Source organism: Streptomyces sp. NPDC001508, from assembly GCF_040298665.1.
Taxonomy (GTDB): Bacteria; Actinomycetota; Actinomycetes; order Streptomycetales; family Streptomycetaceae; genus Streptomyces.
This window is the reverse complement of sequence record NZ_JBEPAP010000016.1, coordinates 21,050-43,322: the sequence shown is the minus strand read 5'-3', so window position 1 is coordinate 43,322 and position 22,273 is coordinate 21,050. Positions and strand designations below refer to the sequence as shown.

Sequence of the window (22,273 nt, the reverse complement as noted above, 5' to 3'; positions counted from 1 at the left end):
GGGCCCGGGGGCGGGGCGCGGGGGGGGGGGGGGGGGGGGGGGGGGGGGGGGGGGGGCCCCGCGGCCGGGGGGGGGGGGGGGGGGGGGGGGGCCCCGCGCCCCCCCCCCCCCCCCACCGGGTCGGCTGCGTGCCTCGTCACTCGGTGCCGACGGCCGCCGCCGCACGGCCGGGTCCGGACCCGCCGTCGCCCGCACCGGCCTCGGTGGCCTCGGGGGCGCGGTGGAACAGGCTCATCAGGCCGCCGACGACCAGGGTGATCACCACGCCGATCGGGACCAGCCACTGGGCGGCGATCGCGGTGGGTACGGTGGCCCCGGCCACGGTGACGTCGATCTTCACCTCGCGCACGATGTAGGTCATGACCGCGATCGTCACCACGAACGCCACGAGGGAGTCGACCTCGTTGGCGCGTCTGACAAGCCGTCCGAGCAGGAACGCGCCGAGGAGCGCGCCGTAGGTGTAGCCGGCGATGGTCAGGCCCGTGAGGTAGACGTTGCCGGTGCTGGTGCTGAAGGCGCAGGCGAACACGGCCATCAGCACCGCCCAGACCAGGGTCATCACCCGGGCGAGTCGGAGCAGGAACTCCTCGGACGGCGTGCCGCGGAAGAAGCTGTGGATGATGTCGGCGACCGTCGAGTTCGACATCGAGTTCAGCGCCGAGGACAGCGAGCCCATCGCCGCGCCGAGGATTCCGGCCACGAGCAGGCCGGAGATCACCACGGGCAGGCCGTGCAGGATGAAGTCCGGGTACAGGTTGTCGGAGCTGGCAAGGCCCAGGTCCTTGAAGCTCTTGCCCTGGTTGTACGACCACAGCAGGGCGCCGACCAGGGAGAACGCGGCGAACTGCACGGTGACGAAGACACCGGAGGCGATCATGGCCTTCTGGCCGTCGCGCAGCGTCCGGGTGGCCAGGATGCGCTGGACGATCAGCTGGTCGGAGCCATGGCTGGCCATCGCGAAGATGGCACCGCCGATGATCGCGGTCGGCAGGGCGAACGGGCTGGTGAGGATGTGGGCGAGCCCGAAGTCGGTGTCGAACAGCCTGAAGTGCCCGGCGTGCAGGGCGTCCGCGTAGCCGGCACCGCCGACGTGGCTGGACAGCACCGCGATGGCGAGGATCGCCCCGCCCAGGTAGAGCCCCATCTGGATGGCGTCGGTCCAGATGACGGCCTTGATGCCGCCGAGATAGGTGTAGACGACGGTGATCACCGTGAGGACGACGATGATGACGCGGTAGCCGGCGTGCACTCCGAACTCGTCGAGCAGCAGCTTGATCGGGATCGCGGAGGCGAACAGCCGCACGCCCTCGGCCAGCAGCCGGGTGAAGACGAAGGTCACCGAGGCGAGCCCCTGCAGCTTGAGCCCGAATCTGTCCCGCAGGTACTGGTAGGCGCTGACGAAACCGCCGCGCTTGTAGAGGGGGATGAGCACGGTGGCCACGACGACGCGGCCGATGACATAGCCCAGGGCGAGTTCGACGTTGCCGAAGGCCTGGCCGCTGTAGGCGCCGCCGGGCACGCTGATGACCGTGAGCACGCTGGTCTCGGTGGCCACCACGGAGAACGACACCGTCCACCACGGCATGTGGCTCTCACCGACGAAATAGTCCTTCGCCGTCTTCTGCCGGCCGGCCAGCCGCAGTCCGATCACCGCGATGGCGACCAGATAGACGACGACCACCACGAGGTCGAGTTGGCGCACGCTCACTCCTAAACAGCGGCCGACGGTGTCGACGGCAGGGTGGGGACGAGGGGTGTCGCCCGTCGTACCCGGGCGACATGGGGTTCATGGGGTGCCGACGCGTCCAGCGCCAGCAGTCCCGCGCCGTCCAGTGGATCCCCGAGCGGGGCCTGGAGCCGGAGGGGGCGCGGGGAGTCGGTCAGGGCCGACCGCAGCGGACCGAGGAGCGGTTCGCCGAGGCCGGTGAGCCCACCGGTGACGGTGACGGCGTCGCCACCGGTTCGACGGGCGGCGGCGAGTACGGTCTCGGCGAGCGCTCCGGCGGCGTCCCGGAGGATCGCGGACGCCGTCGCGTCACCCGCGGCGGCCGCCCGTGCCACGTCCGGGGCGAAGGCCGCGATGCTGCGGGCCTGGTTGCCGTCCCAGCTGATGGCCGAGGGCAGCCGGTCCGCGTCGCCGAAGCGCTCGACGGCGGCGGCCAGCAACGCGGTGTCCGGTCCGCGCCCGTCGTGGGCGCGCAGCGCGGCCCGCAGACCGGCGGCGCCGATCCAGGAGCCGCCGCCCTCGTCACCGAGCCAGGGGCCCCAGCCGTCGACGCGGGCGTACGCCCCGTCGTCCCCGATGCCGACGGCGACGGATCCGGTGCCGATCGCCAGCACCACGCCGGTGCGACCGCCCAGGGCGCCCGCGTGGGCGGTGATCGCGTCACTGGTGACGGCCACCTCGTTGACGGGCAGGTCCTCAAGGAGCCGGACGGCCAGGTCCCGGGCCGCCTCCGGTGCGGTGGCCGCCCCCGCCGCACCGACGCAGACCGTGCCGGGCCGCAGCGAGGGCTCGCGTTCCAGCAGCGGCAGGACGGCGGCGCGCACGGCGGCACGGGCCAGCGCCACTCCGTTCTCGGCGGCGAGCCCGGGAGCCCCGGGCACCTCCTCGGCGGCACGGGAGCGACCGGCGCCGTCGGCCCACACAACGGCACGACAACCGGTCTTGCCCACATCTACCGCTACTGCTGCTGTCATACGGCATGCCTTCGGTCGGGGTAGATCCAGCGCATCGGACGGTCATGGAACGGACGGGGACCGGTGACCGGCGCGGATCGCGGTCCAGCGAGTATCAGAAGGCCGACCTCCCCATGTCAATAACTAACCTCACAGGTTTTTCTTCGTAACTTTTTGACGTACCGGCGCGGCACGGTTAGCGTGTGCCCAGCCACTCAGGAGGGAACAACCCATGGCCCGCCGGGAAACACCCCGCACCGCCACCCAGCCCGCGGAGGACACCTCCCCCGTCGAGACCCTGGCGCGCATCCGCGCGGCACTCCCGTCCCTGGCCCCTGCCGAACGGCGAGTGGCCGACATCGTCCTGGCCGACCCGGCTCAGGCGGCGGAGCTGTCCATCAGCGCGCTCGGCAAGCAGGCCGACACCTCGGTGGCCACGGTGATGCGCTTCTGCCGGGCCGTGGGCATCCCCAACTACCCGCAGCTGCGCCTCGCCCTGGCCGCCGCGGCGGCCCGCGAGCACGCGCTCGGCGGCCGGCGGCCCGTACCGGGCACCGACATCGGCGCCACCGACACACTCGGCGACATCGTCCGCAAGATCATCTACCACGAGGTGCGCGCCCTGGAGGACACCGGGTCCGGACTCGACACCGAGGCGCTGGGCCGGGCCGTCGCCGCGGTGGCCGAGGCCCGCCGTATCGACATATTCGGGATCGGCGCCAGCGCGTTCGTCGGCCAGGACCTGCACCAGAAACTGCACCGCATCGGCCACATGGCCTTCGTCTGGACCGACCGGCACGCCGCCCTGACCGCCACGGCCCTCCTCGGGCCCGGCGATGTCGCCCTGGCCATCTCCCACTCCGGGGAGACCGAGGACACGGTCGAACCGCTCCGGGCCGCCGCCGAACGCGGCGCCACCACCATCGCCCTCACCAACGTGCCGCGCTCCACCCTCGCGCAGAACGCGGAACTCGTCCTGACGACCTGCGCCCGCGAGACACCCTTCCGCTCCGGGGCCACCGTCAGCCGCATCGCCCAACTCGCGCTGATCGACTGCCTGTTCGTCGGCGTCGCCCAGCGATCCTTCGACGCCACGACCACGGCCCTCGAGAAGACCTACGGGGCCGTCCAGCGTCGCCGGCGCCCGCAGGCACAGCGCCGCACACCGGCCGACGACTGACCCCCCGACCCCGTTTCCGCCCAGCCGACACCACCCCCGAAAGGATGCCCGCGCCGTGGACCTGAGCACACTCGGCACCGAGGCTCGTAACGAGCGGACCACCGAACTGGACCGCATGCCGGTCTCCGAACTGCTCTCGGTCATGAACGCCGAGGACCAGACCGTCGCCCTCGCCGTCCGCGACGCCCTCCCGCAGATCGGGGCCGCCGTCGAGGCGGTCACCGAGTCGCTGCGCCGGGGCGGACGGCTCATCTACCTCGGTGCCGGCACCAGCGGCCGCATCGGACTGCTCGACGCCGTCGAGTGCCCCCCGACCTTCGGCACCTCCCCCGAGCAGGTCGTGGGCCTGCTCTCCGGTGGCCCGGGCGCCTTCATCGTGGCGGTCGAGGGAGCCGAGGACGAACCCGCGAGGGCGGTCGACGACCTCGAAAAGATCGGCGTGAACGACGGCGACACGGTCGTCGGGCTCGCCGCCAGCGGCCGTACTCCCTACGTCGTCGGCGGCCTGAAGCACGCCGCGGCCAAGGGCGCCGTCACCGTATCGGTGGCCTGCAACCGCGACGCGGTGGTCAGCCGCTACGCCGACATCCCCATCGAGGTCCCCACCGGCCCCGAGGTGCTCACCGGATCTACCCGGCTCAAGGGCGGCACCGCGGAGAAGATGGTCTGCAACATGCTCTCGACCGCGTCGATGGTGCAGGCCGGCAAGGTCTACGGAAACCTCATGGTCGACGTCAGGGCCAGCAACGAAAAGCTCGTCGACCGGGCCCGGCGCATCGTCGTCGAGGCCACCGGGGCCGACGCCGGCACCGCCGCCGAGGCCCTGCGCGCCGCCGACGGGCACGCCAAGACGGCCATCGTCATGCTGCTCGCCCACTGCACCGCCGAGGAGGCCGCCCGCCGCCTGGACCTGGCGCACGGCGACACACGTACCGCCGTCGGCCGCTCATGACGTCACGGTGAGCCACATCGCCGGTTGAGCACGGCTGTTGTGGATCTGTGACACAACGGCCCTGCAAGCGTGGGGGAACGGTGACGTCAAGGCTCCAGGATGGAGCCCGTGGACACGACGAACCGGTTCCGGGCCGTACGGCTGGGCTTTCTGTGGCGTTTCTCCGGCGTGGGCCCGGGCTGTCTCCTGGGCCTCGTGGTGGCCGTCGTCCTCGGCGCGAGCGGCGCGGTGGATCGGCTGGGCGTCGGTTTCAGTCTGCTGATCGTCGCCGCGGTCGTCCCCGTCGTGGCGCTGCCCGCACCCCGCAGCTTCTGGGTGCGGGCCGACGGCGACGGCCTCACCCTCTCCAGGGCGCTGCTGCGCCGCCGCTACCGCTGGCAGGACATCACGGGCCTGGACATGGCCTTCGGTGAGGACCCCGATTCGGACGCGGCCCGCCTCACGATGCGGCTGCGCCTGACCACCACTCCCTCCGGCGGCCGTGGACCGGTGGTCGGCGTCCTCGGCCTCGGCCCCGGCCATCAGCTGCGGGGCACCGAACCGCGGCAACTCGCGGACCTGTTCACCCTCCTCGCCGCCCACGGTGTCCCCCTCGCCGACTCCGGCTTCGCCGACCGCGTCCTGGCCGCCCACGGCCTCCCCCCGCTCGCCCAGGGCCCTGCCCCGACCGACTGACCGCTCCCCCGCGATCCGCTCCGCCGAGCCGCGCTCCAGGCCGTCGGCGAAGACACCGTCCGCGAGGAACAGCAGGCGCTCGGCCCAGGCTGCGGCCGGGTCGTAGGTAACCATGACGACCGTGGCACCAAGGTGGTCGACGGCGTGCCGGAGCAGTCCGAGCATGTGCCGTCGCGGACTTCGGGCTCCCCGAGGAAGAGGGCGTCGACGCGCTCGCCGCCCCCCAGTACGATGGGTTGGCCCCTCCGTCATCGGATGCCTGACCTTTCCTGCTCCCGGCCGCGGCCATGGCCGCCGGGGGGCGATTCGGGCCGCGGCAGAAGACCTTCGAGACGGTCGGCCGCGGCCCGGCTTCCGCCCGCCGCCCGGAACGAGCGGCCGATCGCCCGCGCCGCGGCACGATATCCGCCCGTCTCGTCCAGGACCGTGCCGACCGCATCGGCGATCCGCCGCGCGTCGGCACGGCCGAAGCGCAGCCGGACGCCCGCGCCCGCGGCGGTGACCTGGCCCGCGACGATGGGCTGGTCGTCCCTGATGGGTGCCACCACCAGGGGGACACCGTGCCACAGCGCCTCACAGACGGTGTTGTGCCCGGCGTGACAGACCACGGCGTCCACCCGGGCGAGCAGCGGCAGTTGGGGCACGTACGGGAGCAACAGGACGTTCTCGCCCGCCCCCGTCACGCTCCCGGCGGGGTCGGCGACGACGGCGCGTACGGTGGGCAGGCCCGACAGCGCCTGGACCGCGGCGTTCAGGAACGGCCCGCTCGCGTCCATGTTGGCGGTGCCCAGACTGACGAGGACGGTGCGCTCGGCCCCGTCGAGCCATTCCCAGGGAAAGCCGGCCGACGCCGGGCGGTCGGTGACGGACGGTCCCACGAGCCACACGTGTTCGGGCAGTTCGACCGGGCCGAGCAGGGCGCTGGTGGTGTAGGCGAGGACACCGTGCGGGGACATCCTCGGGTCGGCTGTGCCCTTCCCGTCCGCGATCCGGCCGCGCAGCGCCTCAAGGAGGCCGTCCAGCCAGGCCGCCACCTTGGGCATGCCCGCGAGCGGGTCGACCAGTTCGGCCGAGGTGGTCGCGGAGGTGACCCAGGTCAGCCCCAGCGACTCGGCGACGATGCCGCCCGCGACGGTCTGCTGGTCGGCGATCACGATGTCCGGACCGAACTCCTCGATGGCCGTGCGTATGCGGGGGGCCATATGGTCGGCGAGCGGGATCAGGAAGCGCTCCCACAGGAACTGGAAGGCCGCGGGTCCCTTCAGGTCGGCGGTCCGGCCCGCGAACTCCCCGACGTCGTCCGGCTCCGGATCGCACGGCACACAAGGAAACACATGTGCGTTCGGTCCGGCCAGACGGCGCACCAGGTCGGCGGGTCCGGCCCAGGCGATGTCGTGGCCCCGCGCGGCGAGCACGGCCGCGGTGCCGACCGCCGGGTTGACATGGCCGACCAGGGGCGGCACGACGAAGAGGAACCGGCTCATCTAGCCCGCCTCCACAGGTGTGTGGATGTCGTCCTCAAGCCAGCCCAGGATCAGGTCGGCCGTCTCTTTCGTGCGCTCCACGAGCACCGAGTGCCCCTGGTCGGGCAGGACGACGGTACGGCAGTGTGCCAGTGTGGCGGCCAAGTGGCTTGCCTGGACGGAGAGTTTGGAGTCGGCGCCGTACAGGGCGAAGACGGGGCAGCGGATGTCGGCGAGTTCGTCGCCGAGGACGCGGCTGCGCGGGATGTCCTCGCCCAGCGTGGTGTTGTCCAGGATCCGTCCGGCGAGTTGGAAGGGGCGCGCGTTGCGCTCGGGGTCCTCGGCGAGCCAGGTGCGGACCTCCTTGACCACCAGGCCGCCCTCTTCGCCGGTGAGGCCGTCGGCCATCTTCTCGGCCCATGACTTCACCGGCGGCTCGGACTCGATGGCGACGACGGACCGGACGCGGTCGGGCCTGGCGGCGGCCAGTCCGTAGGCGATGGCGCCGCCGAAGGAGTTGCCCACGACATGCGCCGGGCGGTCCTCCCCGAGGGCGTCGAGGAGTCCGTCCAGGTCCGAGACGAAGTCCTCCAGGCGGTAGCCCACGGCCGGCCGGCTGGTCCGTCCGTGCCCCCGCAGGTCGTACATGAGGACGTCCATGCCCCGTTCGGCGAAGGCCGGCCCGAGCGAGAAGTAGTAGCTCGCCAGGCTGTCGATGAGCAGACCGTGGACCAGCACCACCAGCGGCGGCGGGCCTTCGTCCGGCGGACCGGCCGCGGACATGCGCTGCACGTGGACGTCGAGTTCGCCGACGCGGATCATCGTCATGCGCGGGCCGCCTCGGCGGTGGGTGCGGCGGCCAGGGAGGCAAGGACATGGCGCACCAGGTCACCCACGGTCAGCGCGATGATCTCCTCAAGTCCGCGGTCCGCGATGAAGGCGGCGAAGTTGACGGTGTCGCCGTAGTGTGCGCGCAGTGCCGTGGAGAGCGTGACCAGGTCGATGCTCTCCATGTCGAGGTCGTCGTGGAACCGGGTGGTCATGGTGATCTCGGCGTCGGTGAACTCGTCCTCGTCGAGCACCTCGCGCAGCATGCCGGTCACCTCGTCCAGCACGGTCGGTTCGGTCGGGGCGGGCGCCGTGGCGCCGTGGTCTTCAGCGGTCATCGTCGCTCTCCTCATCGGGGGTGGTCGTCCAGCCGACGACGTACTTCCTCGGGGGCAGTCCGGGCGGGCTGCCGACCGTCCGGTGCCGGACGCGGTAGGTCTCGCCGCCGGTGCGGACGGTCAGTGCCGTGCCGGTGGCGGCGTCGATCTCGAACTTCTTCGGGGCTCCGGCCAGACCGGTGCCGCGGGCCTTGCCGACGGCCTCCTTGGCGGTCCAGAAGCGGGTGAACCACAGGGCCTCGGGTTCGCCGCTCTCGCGGACGAGTGAGGCGAGCAGGTCCCGCTCCCGGGCGCCGAGCGCCGCCTCCAGGGTCGCGTCCGGACGTTCTGTGACCTCCTCGATGTCGATCCCGCAGGGGCCGCGCCGGGCGATCGCGACCGCGGCCTCTGCCCGGTGCGCGAGGGAGACGTGGAGGTCGGGGAGGGTACGGCCGTATGCGCCGGTGAGGTACGGGCGGCCTGCGGGGTCGTTGGCGACCCGTAGTTCCGAGGGAAAGATCCCGCCGCTTCCGGCGTCCCAAAGCCGCCGGCGTACCGCGTCCTTGACGGCGATCCGGCCGAGCAGCCACTGGCGCCGGCCGCGGGGGGCGTGCGCTTCGTAGGCGCTGCGTTCCTCGTCTGCCAGCATGTTCCGCATGATCAGCTCGCGGGAGGCCAGGTCGGGCCAGCGTTCATGCACGAGGACCCAGCCGCCGGGCTGCGGCTCGGACAGGGTGTGGTGTTCCGGTTCGCGGTCCACCCGGCGGATCCGCGGATCGCTGTCGAAACGGCGGTCGAGCCAGCCACGGAACTCGGCCCAGACACGGCCCCGTCGGACCAGTTGCATGTCGGCTTCGAGTGCGGTGTCGGTGACGGAGACGATCCGGACCAGGCAGTCCAGCCGTTCGCCCGGCGCCGGGTGCGCGCCATAGAAGCGGATCTCGCGCACTCCGACGGGGAAGACGATGGTGCGGGTGGGCAGTTGGGACATGATCCAGTAGCCGAGCAGCTGGCCGACGTTGTCCAGCAGGGCCCCCGGGGCGGGAGGGGTGGTGATGACTCCTCGGACATGCGCGTCGCCGATCGCGGTCAGTTCGGTGACGCCCTGGAAGCGCGGGCCGTGGAACATCCAGCGCCTGGTGTACAGCTCACGGGCCGTCAGGTCACAGGGCCTTTCCTTGTCCTGGGGAAAGGTCCAGGGGGTGGGGGGCAGGGGAGCGTGGTCCCGCGCGAGTTCGACGGTGGCCCGGGCGTACGGGCCGAGGGTGGCCGCCACCCGGGTCACGCCCGACGGGTGCGCGGGTTCGGGGGTGGCATGGACGGGAATGTCCACCGCGGGGACGGCGGTGATCCACCGGTTGAGCCTTACGTCGTGGACGGCCACCGCGCGCAGCCCGGGTGCCGCCCGTTCGGCGAACGCCATCAGGTGTCCGATGACGGTGGCGCCGGGTACGACGGGCCAGCGGTCCGCGGGAGCGGCCTGCGGTGGTTGCTTGAAGAAGCAGTGGTCGAGGAGATACGGCATGGTGTCGATCGAGACCCGCAGGGAGGTCCGCAGTTCGCCCGGGACGGCCGATGGCGGGCCGGCGGGAGGTCCGGCCGACCGGGGCGCGGGAAGTGACGGGGCAGTCCGGGGCACGGGAAGTGACGGAACAGTCCGGGACGAGGGAGGCGACGCGGCGGTGCGGGACGCGGGAGATGACGCGGCGGTCCGGGGCGCGGTGATTCCCGGGCGGCTGTGACGGCTCGCGGTGAGCACGTCCGCCGCGAGCGCCGTGGCGTCGTCGAGCAGCGCGGAGAACTCGGCGGCCAGCGGGTCCTCGGCGGCGCGGGCGGCGAGGGCGGAGGGCCGCGCGCCGTCCGCGGCCCGGCGCGGCCCGGCCAGGGCGGCACCGACCGCCGTACGAGTGGACTGGTCGAGGGAGATCAGCGCGCCGCCGAGATCGAGCCGGACCGGGCGGTGCGCGGCCTTGCGCACGGCGGTGGGGCGGAGCGCGGTCGTGTCCGGTTCGGCTCCCTCGGCCCACAAGGCAGTGGCCACACGCAGCAGTTGGGGGAGGCCGGAGCGGTGCGGGGAATGGGCGGCGACCACGAGGTGGTCGAGGCCGCGCAGGGTGTCCCCGATCAGCGAGCCGACCTGGCCGGCTCCGAGTTGGACGAAGGCGCGGAACCCGTCCGCGTACATGTCCTCGATCAACAGGCGGAAACGGACCGGTTCGAGGAGGTGCCGCACGAACAACTCACGTACGTCCTCCGGCCGCGAGGGGTACTCCCGCACCGTGGTGGCGGACCAGACCGGCAGCCGCGCGGGGTGCAGGGTGAAGCTGTCCGCCGCCTTCCGGATCGGGTCCAGATAGGGCTGGAGCATGGGGGTGTGGAAGCCTGACCGGAACGGCAGGACCTGTGAGATCGCGCCCCGTTCGCGAAAGCGCTCGACGAAGGCGTCGACCGCGGTCGACGGGCCGCAGATCATCGACTGGTGGGGGGCGTTGTCGTGCGAGAGCACCACCTGGGTCTGCCCTCGCAGGGTTTCCATGACGTGATCGGCGGGCGCACCGATCACGGCGAAGGCCAGGCCCGGCACCCGTAGCGCGTCCGGATCGAACGAGGCGAGGAAGGCGTCGACCTCCTCCTGGGCGTGGATCCCGGCGACGGCCATGGCGGTCCACTCGCCGAGGCTGTGTCCGGCGAGTGCGTCGGGCACGACGTCCATCCGCTCCAGTGCGGTGTGCAGGAGGCGGCCGAGCTGGAACACGCCGGTGCCCTGGCGGCCGATGTCACCGATCGTGACATCGGTGCCGGAAAGCGACCAGGACAGACCGAAGTGGCGTGCGACATCGTCGCAGTTGGCGTCGAAGTCGGCTTCGAGCCCGGGAAAGACGAAGGCGAGACGGCCACCGGCGTCGCCCAGCAGCGGTTCGGGGACGAACCACAGGTCGTTCCTGCCGCGCCACGGCCGGCCTCGGTCGACCGCCTTGCGGGCCAGCGCCAGCCGTCTGGCCGTCGGGTCCACCACGCCGAGCCGGACCGGGCCGGCCGGACCGGGACCGGGACCGGTCACGTCCGACGCCAAGGCGAGGAGGTCGCCGTCATCGCGGTCCAGCATGCGGGCCAGTTCGACGGGTGACCCGGCTGCCAGCCGCAGCACCCGTTCGGGCTCGCGCACCACGGCCGCGCCGCCACCGGTGCCGGACACGACAGGGACCGAGGCGGGCTGTTCCAGGACGACATGCGCGTTGATGCCGCCGAATCCGAAGGCGTTCACCGCGGCACGGCGTACGGGACCGTGGGTGTCGGTCTCCCACGGAACCGCGGCGGCCACGGTGGTGAAGCGGGTACGGGCGAGTGCCGGGTGCGGGTCGTCGCAGTGCAGGGTCGGCGGGAGGACGCCATGGTGCACGGCGAGCGCGGCCTTGATGAGCCCGGCGATCCCCGCGGCCGGCATGGTGTGGCCGATCATGGACTTCACCGAGCCGATCACGCCTCGGGGAGCGTTGCCCGGCGGGCCGAAGACCGCGGCGACCGTCTCCAGTTCGGCGCTGTCCCCCGCCGGGGTGGCGGTGCCGTGGGCTTCGAGCAGCCCGAGGGAGCCGGGCTCGGCCGGGTCCCGGCCGGCACCGCGCCACGCTTCGCGGATCGCCTCGGCCTGACCCGCGGAGTCGGGGCTGAACAGACTGCCGGTGCGGCCGTCGCCCGCGACGCCGGTGCCGGTGATCACGGCGTAGATCCGGTCGCCGTCGCGCTCGGCGTCGGCGAGCCGTTTCAGCACCACCACACCGGTGCCCTCGCCGATGAGCACCCCATCGGCGTCCCGGTGGAACGGCCGGATGCGCTCGCTGCGGGACAGGGCACCGAGCTGGGAGAACACGCTCCACAGCGTGATGTCGTGGCAGTGGTGGACTCCCCCGGCCAGGACGACGTCGCAGCGGCCGCTCTCCAGCTCACGGGCCGCCTGGTCGACCGCGATGAGCGAGGAGGCGCACGCGGCGTCCACCGTGTAGGCGGGCCCCCGCAGGTCCAGCCGGTTGGCCAGCCGGGAGGCGGCCAGGTTGGGCACGAGGCCGATGGCCGACTCCGGTGCCTCGGGGCCCAGTTGGCCGGTGAAGGCGCGGTGTACCTCCTCAAGGCGCTCTTCGGCGAGGTCCGGCAGGATTTCCCGCAGTGTGCGCACGAGCTGACCGGCGGTGCGCACCCGCTGGTCCAGGCGGACCAGGCCGGGGGTGAGATACCCGCCGCGGCCCAGGATCACTCCGGTGCGGCGGCGGTCGGCGAAGAGCCGGTCGGCGCCGCCCGCGTCCTGGACCGCCTGGGACGCCACCCGTAGCGCGATCAGTTGGTCGGGCTCGGTGGCCTGCACGGAGGCGGGCATGACGCCGAAGGCCGTGACGTCCACGTCGGCCAGATCGTCGACGAAACCTCCGCGGCGGCAATAGACACGGTCGGCACGGCGTTCGGCGTCCGGGGCGTAGTACTCGGCGTCCCAGCGGGCCGCGGGGACCTCGGTGATCGCGTCGACGCCGTGGACGAGGTTGTGCCAGTACGTGTCGAGATCGGGGGCGCCCGGGAAGAGCGCCGCCATTCCGACGATGGCGATCGGGCTCCTTCCGGGCATCGCGGCGGTCACCAGCCCGACGCGGTGTAGACGACGGCGGTGCTCTCCCGCGGGCCCCAGGCCAGCTCGCGCAGCAGGCTGATGGCGCCCTCGTCGGGGTCGATGAGGCGGATCCCGCGTGCCGCGTAGCTGCGCATCAGTTCCGGGGTGACCATGCCGTCGTTGGTGCCGGTGGGCGCCCACGGGCCCCAGTGCACGGTCAGCCCGCGACGGCCGGCCTCCTCGCCCCAGGCCCGGCCGATGGCTTCGAGGGCGTCGTTGGCGGCGGCGTAGTCGCTCTGGCCGCGGTTGCCCAGGGTGGCCGCGATGCTGCCGAACAGCACCGCGAGCCGGGGGCCGTTCGAGAGTGAGCCGACGGCGTCGAGCACGGTCCTCGCACCGTCGGTCTTGGTGCTGAAGACCCGGTGGAAGGAGTCAGGGGACTTCTCGGCGAACAGCTTGTCCTCGATCACACCGGCCGCGTAGACGACCGCGTCGAGTCTGCCGTGTTCGGTATGCACGTTCTTCACGGCGCGGTGCACGGCCTCGGTGTCGAGCACGTCCACGCAGTGGTAGCGCACGCGGCTGCCCAGCCGGGTGAGTCGGTGGACGGTGTCGCGGACCTCGCGCTCGGCCTTGATCCGCCCGATCTCCCGCTCGACCTGGGCCGGGGCCTTCAGGCCGCCCGCGATGAGTTCGGCGCGCAGTTCGGCGTCGGTGGTGGCGGCCGCCCCGAGCATGTCGTCCGGGGAGGGCGACGGCGTACGGCCGAAGAGTTCCAGGCGGCAGCGGGCGGCGGTGGCGAGCGCGGTGGCGAACCGGGCGGTGATGCCCCGTGCCCCGCCGACCAGGAGCACCACCGACTCGTGGTCGAGTCCGAGAGCCGCGGCCTCGGCGGCACCGTCGTCGCCGGGCCCGGCTCCGGCGCTGCCCAGGACGGCGCGGTCGGTCTCGGTCATCCGCAGCCCGCGGCGGGTGTCCTGCGTGCGCAGCACGACCGGTTCACGGTCTGCGGAGGTCAGCTCCCCTACGATCGCTTCGGCCGCGGCGGACGGGTCCGCTCCGGCGGGCTGTTCGATGACACGGACGAGGGTCTGCGGGTACTCCCGGGACAGCGAGCGGAACAGCCCGCGCAGTCCCTCGGCGGCGCCGACGGCCAGCATCCAGCGTGGGCCGGCGGCCAGTGCGGACTGGTAGAGGGGGACGGCGCCGGGCAGCACCGGCTCGTGGGCCGGGCCGCCGTCCGGGGCGACGAGGTGGATCAGGCCGTCGAAGCGGACGGCATCGGGTATCCCGGTGGCGGTCACCGCGCAGGCACCACAGGCGTCGAGCCGTTTGGCGACGGCCACCGCGAGCGCGCCTTCGCCGATCACCAGGAAGGTGCGTCCGGCGAGTTCGGCGGGCTCCGCGACGGCGGGCGCGAGGTCGAACTCCGTCATCACCAGTCGTTGGGGAGCCGTGACGTGCGCTTCGGCGTCAGCGGGCGGCGCGGCCGGCTCGGCCGCGATGGGCCCGGCGGCAGCGGGCTGCGTCGGTGAGGTGTCGTCCTGCCGCGCGGCGACGATCAGTTCGGCGATGCCCGCCGCCGTGCGCGCCCTGGACAGTTCCTCCATGTCGACGCCGTCGGCGGCGGGCAGGTGGAGGCGTCTGGCGAGCTGCCCGGCGATCTCGGCACGTTTGATGGAGTCGACGCTCAGGTCGGCCTCCAGGTCCAGATCGGGCTCGATCATGTCAGCCGGGTAGCCGGTTCGTTCGCCGATCACGTCCAGGACGGCCGCCAGGATCGCGTCCGCGGTCAGCTCGGTGGGCGCCGGGTCCGGTGCGGGCTGCGCGGCGGCGGGCTCGGTCGCCGCCGCCTCGGCGGGTGCCGCGGGCACGGGGAGCACCGTCGCGGTCAGCTCCTGGGGCGCGTACCGCGCGGGCAGCGGTCCTGACCTGACAGCGGGGTCGGCACCGAGGTAGCCGAGCAGGACGTCACGCTGAACGGCCAGCATCTCCCGGCTGGTGCGCAGGAATTCACTGATGAGGGCCTCGCTGCCGGTCCCCGCCGCATCGTGGGCAGAGTCGGTGCCGAGCATGTGTCCATGGTCTTCGTGTCTGCCGGAACGGGTGGTCACCAGGGCCTCCGAGATGCGCTGGGCGGCGTGCAGGGCGGTGGCGGCGATGGCGCCGTCGGCGGTGCGTACGAGGTGGCCGTCGACGGTCCAGCCGGCGCGCCTGGGGCGAGGGGTCCGAGCGGCGTCGACCGCGTCGCGGCCCTGGAACAGCCACCCGGTGCGTACGTCGGCTCCGGCGACGGCGAGTTCGGCGAGCGCGGCGAGGAAGCCGGTCAGGCCCGTGCCGTACCGGGCCTCCAGGGTGACGGTGCGGTGCGGGCGGTCGCCGAGGATCTCGGTGACCTGCCGGGTGAGCACCGCGCCGGGGCCCGCCTCGACGAAGATCCGGGCCCCTGCCTCGTACATGGCCTCGATCTGCTCGACGAAACGGACCGGCGACCCGATCTGGGCGGCCAGTTCCGCGCGTATCGCCTCGGGGGCGGTGGGATAGACCGCGGCGGTGCGGTTGGACCACACCCGGATCGACGGCGCTTTCAGCGGCACGGATGCGAGGGTCGCCGCGAAGGTGTCGCCCGCGGCGGCGACCACGTCGCTGTGGAAGGCGCAGGCGACAGGGATCCGTTTCGCCTTCAGTCCCTGTGCGCGCAGCCGCTCGACGGCCGTCTCCACCTCGTCGGTGGGGCCGGATATGACCGTCTGGCGGGGTGAGTTGTGGTTGGCGACGACGACGGAGTCGGCAGCGCCCGCCTTTTCGAGGGCGGCGGTGACCTGCGATGCCGAGGCGATGACCGCGGCCATGGTGCCGGGGTCGTCGCCGGCGGCGGCGAGCACGGAGTCGGCGCGTGCCCTGCTGCACCACAGCAGTTCCTCGGGACCGAGGACGCCGGCCGCGGCGAGGGCGGCGAGTTCGCCGTAGCTGTGTCCGGCCGTCATCGCCGGGCGGATGCCGGCCCGGCCGAACAGATGGTGGGCGGCGAGTCCGGTGATGCCGAGCGCGGGCTGGGCGACGCGGGTGTCGGTGACACGGTCGGCCTGGGCCTGGCGTCCGGCCTCGTCGAAGCAGGCGGGTGGGAACAGGGCCGCCGCGGCCGGCTCGTCGAGGCGCAGGAGACGCTGGAGTTCGGGAAAGGAGACGAACAGGTCGGCGAGCATGCCGGGACGTTGGCTGCCCTGCCCGGGGAAGAGGAAGGCGATCTCGCCCGGTTCGGTGCCGTCCGCGAGATGGATGCCGTCGTCGGGGGCGTGATCGCCGTCGACGGCCCGGCGCAGCGCTACCGTCAACTCCGGTACGGAGGAGGCCAGTACGGCGATATGGGTGGGCAGGCCGCGCACAGCCGCGAGGTCGGCGCGTCGGGAGGCGGCCAGGGCGAGGTCCCGCAGCCGGGGCGGCTGGTGGGCGGTGTGGTCGGCCTCGGCAAGGGCGAGGATTTCCCGAGCGGTCTCGGCGGCGGCCTCTCGGTCGGCGCCGCGGAAGGTGAACAGTTCGACGGGCCACTCGTCGCGGGCGTGGACGGCTGGGGCGTCGTCGTCGTGGGCGCGCAGGACGACATGGAAATTGGTGCCGCCGAAGCCGAAGGCGCTGACGCCGGCGACGCGTTCGGCGGGCGGCACGGGCCAGGGCCTGGCCCGGGTGTGGAAGGCGAAGGGGCTGGTGTGTTCGTCCCAGGCGGGGTTCGGCTGCCGCAGGTGCAGCGTGGGAGGTTTGACGCCGTGATGCAGCGCGAGCGTTGTCTTGATCAGTCCGGCGAGGCCGGCCGCGCACTTGGTGTGACCGATCTGGGACTTCACCGAGCCCAGGGCGCAGCCGCCGGGGTCCGCCCCGGCCTGGGTGAAGATCTCGGTCAGGGCGCCCAGTTCGGTGCGGTCGCCGACGACGGTACCGGTGCCGTGGGCCTCGACCATGCCGACCTCGGCCGGTGAGATCCCGGCGTTTCGGTAGGCCCGGGTGAGGGCCCTGCGCTGGCCGTCGGCGTTCGGCGCGGTGAGGCCGAGGGCCCGGCCGTCGCTGGAGCTGCCGACGCCCTTGACGACGGCGTAGATCCGGTCGCCGTCCCGTTCTGCGTCGGCGAGTCGTTTGAGGACCACGCAGGCCACGCCCTCGCCGAGCGCGATGCCGTCGCCGGAGCGGTCGAAGGGCGCGGAACGGCCGGAGGGGGACAGGGCGTGCGCCGAGGCGAACAGCAGATAGTCGTTGATGCCGTTGTGCAGGTCGGCGCCGCCGCACAGCACCAGGTCGCTGGTGCCGGCCGTGAGTTCTTTGCAGGCCACGTCGACCGCGGCGAGGGAGGAGGCACAGGCGGCGTCGACCGTGTAGTTGGCCCCTCCCAGATCGAGGCGGTTGGCGATCCGCCCGGCGATGACGTTGGCGAGGATCCCGGGGAAGGAGTCCTCGGTCAGGCGCGGCAGCTGGGCGTCCAGCTCGGGCGGAAGCTGTCCGATGTAGGACGGCAGGACCGTGCGGAGCGTCATGCCGTTCGAGAGGTCGCTTCCCGCCTCGGCCCCGAACACCACGCAGGCGCGGTCCCGTGGGAAGGGACGGTCGGCGTAGCCGGCGTCGGCGAGCGCGCGTCGTGCCACATCGAGGGCAAGGAGCTGGACGGGTTCGATACTCGGCAAGGAGGCGGGCGGGATGCCGTAGTCCAGGGGTTCGAAGGGGATCTCGGGCAGGAAGCCGCCCCAGCGTGAGGGGGTGTGTTCCCCCGTCCCGTCCTCCGCGTAGTAGAGGGAGGGGTCCCAGCGGGTGGCGGGCACCTCGGTGACGGCATCGGTGCCGGACAGCACGTTCCCCCAGAAGGACGCCACGTCGGGTGCCTTGGGGAAGACACAGGCCATCCCGACGATGGCGATGTCCAGTGGCGCGCCGGCGGGGGTCGGCTCGGTCGGTCCGGTGCCGAGGGCAGCCCGGCGCCGGTCGAGGAAGGTCTGCGCGCCGGTGGTGACCGAGGTGTGCAGCGCCGCGACGGTGGTGACCTTCGACCGCAGGACGGCGACTTGCCCGGCCATGAACATGCCCTCGGAGAGCTGCCGGTCCTCGTCGACCTCGCGCAGTTCGTCATCGACACGTTCGATCCCCTTGCTCGCCACCCGCAGCCGGCCGACGTTGAGTCGCTCCAGCCGCTCCCATGCCTCGCGACGGGGTACGTCATCGGCCCGCAGCCGCTCCTTGACGGCCGCGAACTCGTCGGTGAAGGGGCTGCGCACACAGCGGGTGGCGTGGCCGGGGGCGGTTTCCAGCAGTTCGGTGCGCTCGGCGTCGATCATCTGCCGCTGGAAGAGCGGCTGTATCGCGCCTGCCGTGACGGCCTCCTCCGTGAAGAGGTAGGCGGTGCCCATGAGGACTCCGGTCGCGGTGCCCCGCGCGGCCAGGGGTGCGGTCATGGCGGCGACCATGGCCGCGGACCGCTCGTCGTGCACGCCGCCGGCGAACAGCAGTTGGAGTTCGGCGGCGACGTCCTCACCGGCGGCCGCGAGGAAGTCGTCCACCACGTCGAGCTGCGCCTGCCACAGTGCGAAGCCGGCGCGGGGGCCGATGTGGCCGCCGCACTCGGAGCCTTCGAAGACGAACTTGCGTGCGCCGGCTTCGAGGTACTGGCGCAGCAACCCGGGCGAGGGCACATGCAGAAAGGTCGAGATGCCGACCTCTTCGAGAGCGAGGGCCTGCGCGGGGCGGCCGCCGGCGATGATGGCGTGCGAGGGACGGACCTCCCGGATGACCTTCAGCTGGGCCTCCTTGACCTCCTCGTCGGCGAAGCCGAGGACGCCGACGCCCCAGGGCGCGTCGCCCAGGGTGTCCCGGGTCTCCTCCAGCACCGCGCGGGTCCGCTCCGCGCCGGACACGGCGAGCGCGATGAACGGTAAGGCGCCCTCGGCGGCCACGGCGGCGGCGAACGCCGCCTGGTCGCTCACCCGTGTCATCGGCCCCTGGACCACCGGGAGTCGAGTGCCGAGAGCGCGGCTGCCCAGGCTGTCCGGGCCGAGTGCGGGCACGTCGGCGGCGAGCGCGTCGCTCACCGCCGCGCGTATGCCGCGGATCGCCGCTCCCAGCGTGCCCCAGCGCTGTTGGAAGCGGACCGGCAGGAACGCGTCCTGGCCGATCTCCAGCGGGGCGGCGGCGCCGTCCGCGCCGGGGACACGTCGCCGCAGCACACGCAGACCGTCCTCGACCACGGTCTCCGAGCCGTCGAGTCCGCTGAGCACGCTGGTGATCTCGGCGGGAAGTTCCGCCTCGGCGAGCAGCGCGGTCTGGGTGTCGAGGACCACACCGGCGGCGCCTCCGGCGACCGCCGCCGCCGCGGTGTACGCGCCGATCCCGCCGCAGGCCCACACCGGCAGCCCGTGGGCCTTGTCCGCGAGCAGCTGCTGCAGCAGTACGAACGTGCTCAACTCGCCTACTCTGCCGCCGGCTTCATGGCCGCGGGCGATCAGGCCGTCGACCCCGGCCGCCACGGCGGCTCGCGCCTGTGAGGCGGAGGTCACTTCGGCCAGCACGCGGCGACCGGGGAAGTCGGCGGCGGTCGCCGCCGCCCCGGCGGCGAGGACCACGGTGTGGACGCAGGCAGGAAGGTCCGGCGCGGGGATGTCGTGCCCCGCGCCCAGCCGTACGCCGAACCCGGAGCGTGACCACTCGGCGGCCAGGACCAACTGCTCACGGCCGGCCCGGGCATCGCCCGTCAGATCGAGTACTCCCAGTCCGCCCGCTCGTGCGGCGACCGCGGTGAACCGTGCCGACGCGACACCGAACGGATGCACTACGAGGACCAGATCTGATGTCGTGGACATGCCATCACCAGCTCCGACGCAGGGCGTGCGCATGAAAACACTCCAGGGGACGAGGAGGCGCGCGAAATCCACTGTCCAGAAACGACGCCAGTCACCCTCTTCGCCAGGCACGCGAAGGCACCCCGGACCTGAACCGGCCCCGAGAAGAGGAGCGAGCTGCCGCGAATCAAGCGCCTCAGAAGCGTGTGGGGGTAAGGCGTTCGAGGGGCGAGCAGCCGCGATCGTACTACGGAGTACGGCAATCCTCTCGACTTTCTCGGTTACGAATTGACATCGACGGATCGATCACCCAGAGCTGATCGACATGAATAAGCGTTCATCATTCACCTATTCAAATTCCCGGCAACGCGCGGGATAGCCGCCGGGCACCCGACGCACCATAGAGGCGGCCACCACATAAACCCCATCACCCCTGGCTGACAGACCCATACCGAGAAGGCGTCAGTGACGTGACTATTCCCCTACGCCGACCGTCACCCCGAACCATCGAGCAGAATCCGGGAGTCGTCGCGCATTTCCGATTGACGCGCACACGCCAGTGAGGATTCGGTCCGTGGAATTAGCCCGCAGAAGACTTTTCCATGCCCAGCCTGCCCGAAAAGGCGCGATGAGGATTCCCAGGACATTCACGCGGGCTGAGCGGAGTCCCACGTGAGCAATGCCCCAGCCAGGTCTTCCAGCACCCTCACACCTTCCAGGAGTGAAACATGCGCTCGTCAAGAGCACGCCGCCGCCTCGCGTCGCTTTCCCTTGCGGTGGCCGCCGCCTGCCTCGCGGTCACGGCTGCCCCGGGTGCGTACGCCGCGGACGTCGAGCCGGCCGCCGCCGGAAAGTATGTGGCACTCGGCGACTCGTACGCCGTCGGGCCCGGCACACGTGAATACGACAACCCTGACGACCCATGTCGTCGTGGCCCGTCCACATACTCCCGGTTATGGGCCCAGCAGCACCCCTCGTACTCCTTCGTGGAGGCGTCGTGTTCCGGGGCGACCACCGCAGACCTCACAAGCCAACAGGTGCCGCAACTCACCGCGGACACCACACTGGTGACGGTGCATGTGGGCGGCAACGACGTCGGCTTCGTCGATGTGCTGAAGAACTGCATCCTCACCATCGACGACGACGACTGCATCGCCGGGGTGAACACCGCGAAGGCCGTCGCGACCAGCAGTCTGCCGGGCGGCCTGGCGAGCACATACGCGGCGATCCGGGCGAAGGCACCGAACGCCACGGTCGTGGTGGTGGGTTATCCCCGGCTGTACACGATCGGCGGCAATTGCGGGATTCTCGGGCTGAGCGACCGGGAGCGGACGGCACTCAACTCGGCCGCCGACACCCTGGCCTCGGTCATGGCGGCCGAGGCCGCGAAGGCCGGGTTCGTCTTCCTCGACCCGCGTGCCGCGTTCGACCCGCACACCATCTGCTCCAACGGCCCGGTCTGGGTGACGAGCCTGGAGTGGGACAAGATCAACGAGTCCTACCACCCCAACAAGGCCGGGCACCGCGACGGATACCTGGCGTTGCTGGACGCGTTCACGGGCTGATCGCGCCCGGCTGTTCAGGGTTGCGGACACCCAGCGGGGGCGTGACTCCTGCGGCACGACTGCCGGCCTCGGATCACCGGCTTTCGCGCCGCCCCAGCCCTCGTCCGCCGACCCGATCCGTCCCCCGCGACGCCAAGTCGCCCGCATACGCGCCGACCACCCGGTCGCCGCCGCTGCCCGGTTGTCCGGAGCCGCGGCGGCGACCGGGTGCGCCCGGTGGCAGATCTTCCGTGAAGCCGCCCTCGCCGGCCGGGCCGGCACCTGAGCCCCTGCCGGGACCGTGGCCCTGTCCTTGCCTCACTCCGCCGCCTGTCCGTGTCCCAGTTCGGCGGAGAACTCGAGTGCCACCGCCCGGACCTCGGCGGCGAGTTGGTCGAGTGAGAGGTTCTGGGTGCCGGCCACCGTGGCGACACCGATGGCCGCGACAGCACTTCCGTCGCCGGTCCGCACGGGCGCCGCGACGCACTCGATGCCCGAGGTGGTGGACCCGACCTCCACGGCGTAGCCCGCCGTCCGTACATCGGCGAGCAAAGAGGTCAACTGCTCGAAGGAGTCGACTCTGACGTCCGTACGCCGCGGCCAGCTGTAGTCGGCGAACCGCGCACGCAACTCGCCGTGGTCCAGGAAGGCCAGAATGGAGCGCCCGACAGCGGTGAGATGGGCCGGCAGCCGAGTTCCCACGTCGGTGACGAGACGTGTGCCCGATCCCTGCGGTTCCCGCTTGTCCAGGTAGAGCACATCGGTTCCCTGTAGGACCGCCAGATGGCTGGTCTGCCCGGTCCGCGCCGTCAACGCGCTGAGGTGGCGCTGCCCTTCGTACTGAAGGTGTCCGGTGCGCAGATAAGCGGCGCCGATCTCCAGCGCGCTGATCCCGAGGGACCACACCCTCGCGGCCTGGTCGGACCGGGAACACACCCGGCGCATCGTGAACACGGTGACCGAGTGCCGCGAGACGTTCCGCCGGGCGCTCGGCGACCGGGGCCTGTTCACCCCCGGCTCCCGCGCGAACTTCGTCTGGCTTCCCGTCGGGGACCAGGCGGAGGCCCTTGAGGCGGCCTGTGTGCGACGCGGCGTATCCGTGCGTGCCTTCGCCGGCGAGGGTGTACGCGTGACGGTGGGCTGCCCGGAGGCAGAGGCCGCCGTCCTGGCCGCCGTGGACGAGAGCAACGGCCGGGCCGCGTCCGCGGCGCAGTGACAACGCGCGGGGC

Annotated in this window: 13 protein-coding genes and 1 pseudogene; 5 read left to right on the top strand and 9 right to left on the bottom strand. The window is 72.3% G+C overall.

Features of this window, described 5'->3' with window-relative positions:
* Nucleotides 1-136: 136 nt before the first annotated feature.
* The gene (locus tag ABT245_RS17075; RefSeq protein ID WP_351734251.1) at nucleotides 137-1,702 is read right to left on the bottom strand and encodes a sodium:solute symporter; all 1,566 of its coding nucleotides are present in this window, start codon (nucleotides 1,700-1,702) and stop codon (nucleotides 137-139) included.
* 8 nt (nucleotides 1,703-1,710) lie between these two features.
* A complete protein-coding gene (locus ABT245_RS17070) occupies nucleotides 1,711-2,700 on the bottom strand; it encodes an N-acetylglucosamine kinase (protein WP_351734249.1) in 990 nt (329 codons plus the stop codon).
* Nucleotides 2,701-2,911: 211 nt separating this feature from the next.
* On the opposite strand from ABT245_RS17070, the gene ABT245_RS17065 reads away from it, so the two are divergent.
* The 3 genes from ABT245_RS17065 (at nucleotide 2,912) to ABT245_RS17055 (ending at nucleotide 5,486) form a co-directional block, all read left to right on the top strand.
* On the top strand, nucleotides 2,912-3,859 hold the full coding sequence (locus tag ABT245_RS17065; protein WP_351734247.1) for a MurR/RpiR family transcriptional regulator: 948 nt from the start codon (nucleotides 2,912-2,914) through the stop codon (nucleotides 3,857-3,859).
* A 55-nt stretch (nucleotides 3,860-3,914) separates the two neighbouring features.
* A complete protein-coding gene (murQ, locus tag ABT245_RS17060; RefSeq protein ID WP_351734245.1) occupies nucleotides 3,915-4,811 on the top strand; it encodes an N-acetylmuramic acid 6-phosphate etherase in 897 nt (298 codons plus the stop codon).
* Nucleotides 4,812-4,919: 108 nt separating this feature from the next.
* On the top strand, nucleotides 4,920-5,486 hold the full coding sequence (locus ABT245_RS17055; protein ID WP_351734398.1) for a hypothetical protein: 567 nt from the start codon (nucleotides 4,920-4,922) through the stop codon (nucleotides 5,484-5,486).
* On the opposite strand, the pseudogene ABT245_RS17050 reads toward ABT245_RS17055, so the two are convergent.
* From ABT245_RS17050 to ABT245_RS17025, 6 genes and pseudogenes are all read right to left on the bottom strand, one after another.
* Nucleotides 5,445-5,651, bottom strand: a pseudogene (locus ABT245_RS17050) (ABC transporter ATP-binding protein); the annotation flags it as partial. The gene ABT245_RS17055 and the pseudogene ABT245_RS17050 overlap by 42 nt on opposite strands.
* Nucleotides 5,652-5,734: 83 nt before the next feature.
* Complete coding sequence (locus ABT245_RS17045) at nucleotides 5,735-6,970, bottom strand: glycosyltransferase (protein WP_351734243.1); 1,236 nt, start codon at nucleotides 6,968-6,970, stop codon at nucleotides 5,735-5,737.
* Nucleotides 6,971-7,777, bottom strand: a complete 807-nt coding sequence (locus tag ABT245_RS17040) for an alpha/beta fold hydrolase (RefSeq protein ID WP_351734241.1) — start codon at nucleotides 7,775-7,777, stop codon at nucleotides 6,971-6,973.
* Nucleotides 7,774-8,115: an acyl carrier protein gene (locus ABT245_RS17035; protein WP_351734240.1), complete on the bottom strand. Its 342-nt coding sequence runs from the start codon at nucleotides 8,113-8,115 to the stop codon at nucleotides 7,774-7,776. The genes ABT245_RS17040 and ABT245_RS17035 overlap by 4 nt, the downstream gene beginning before the upstream one ends.
* On the bottom strand, nucleotides 8,105-12,706 hold the full coding sequence (locus ABT245_RS17030) for a beta-ketoacyl synthase N-terminal-like domain-containing protein (protein ID WP_351734239.1): 4,602 nt from the start codon (nucleotides 12,704-12,706) through the stop codon (nucleotides 8,105-8,107). The genes ABT245_RS17035 and ABT245_RS17030 overlap by 11 nt, the downstream gene beginning before the upstream one ends.
* Nucleotides 12,707-12,714: 8 nt before the next feature.
* The gene (locus ABT245_RS17025; protein WP_351734238.1) at nucleotides 12,715-19,521 is read right to left on the bottom strand and encodes an SDR family oxidoreductase; all 6,807 of its coding nucleotides are present in this window, start codon (nucleotides 19,519-19,521) and stop codon (nucleotides 12,715-12,717) included.
* 707 nt (nucleotides 19,522-20,228) lie between these two features.
* On the opposite strand from ABT245_RS17025, the gene ABT245_RS17020 reads away from it, so the two are divergent.
* The gene (locus ABT245_RS17020) at nucleotides 20,229-21,065 is read left to right on the top strand and encodes an SGNH/GDSL hydrolase family protein (RefSeq protein ID WP_351734237.1); all 837 of its coding nucleotides are present in this window, start codon (nucleotides 20,229-20,231) and stop codon (nucleotides 21,063-21,065) included.
* A 297-nt stretch (nucleotides 21,066-21,362) separates the two neighbouring features.
* On the opposite strand, the gene ABT245_RS17015 is transcribed toward ABT245_RS17020, so the two are convergent.
* The gene (locus ABT245_RS17015; protein WP_351734236.1) at nucleotides 21,363-21,980 is read right to left on the bottom strand and encodes an IclR family transcriptional regulator; all 618 of its coding nucleotides are present in this window, start codon (nucleotides 21,978-21,980) and stop codon (nucleotides 21,363-21,365) included.
* Between the two features lie 10 nt (nucleotides 21,981-21,990).
* On the opposite strand from ABT245_RS17015, the gene ABT245_RS17010 reads away from it, so the two are divergent.
* Nucleotides 21,991-22,260 (top strand): hypothetical protein, encoded by a 270-nt coding sequence (locus ABT245_RS17010; protein ID WP_351734235.1) that lies wholly within the window; start codon nucleotides 21,991-21,993, stop codon nucleotides 22,258-22,260.
* Nucleotides 22,261-22,273 lie beyond the last annotated feature (13 nt).

Excerpts from the sequence above, each read along its gene's own strand:
- ABT245_RS17070 (WP_351734249.1), bottom strand. The coding sequence starts at position 2,700 with ATGACAGCAGCAGTAGCGGTAGATGTGGGCAAGACCGGTTGTCGTGCC.
- ABT245_RS17065 (WP_351734247.1), top strand. The coding sequence starts at position 2,912 with ATGGCCCGCCGGGAAACACCCCGCACCGCCACCCAGCCCGCGGAGGAC.
- ABT245_RS17045 (WP_351734243.1), bottom strand. The coding sequence starts at position 6,970 with ATGAGCCGGTTCCTCTTCGTCGTGCCGCCCCTGGTCGGCCATGTCAAC.
- ABT245_RS17040 (WP_351734241.1), bottom strand. The coding sequence starts at position 7,777 with ATGACGATGATCCGCGTCGGCGAACTCGACGTCCACGTGCAGCGCATG.
- ABT245_RS17035 (WP_351734240.1), bottom strand. The coding sequence starts at position 8,115 with ATGACCGCTGAAGACCACGGCGCCACGGCGCCCGCCCCGACCGAACCG.
- ABT245_RS17030 (WP_351734239.1), bottom strand. The coding sequence starts at position 12,706 with ATGCCCGGAAGGAGCCCGATCGCCATCGTCGGAATGGCGGCGCTCTTC.
- ABT245_RS17025 (WP_351734238.1), bottom strand. The coding sequence starts at position 19,521 with ATGTCCACGACATCAGATCTGGTCCTCGTAGTGCATCCGTTCGGTGTC.
- ABT245_RS17020 (WP_351734237.1), top strand. The coding sequence starts at position 20,229 with ATGCGCTCGTCAAGAGCACGCCGCCGCCTCGCGTCGCTTTCCCTTGCG.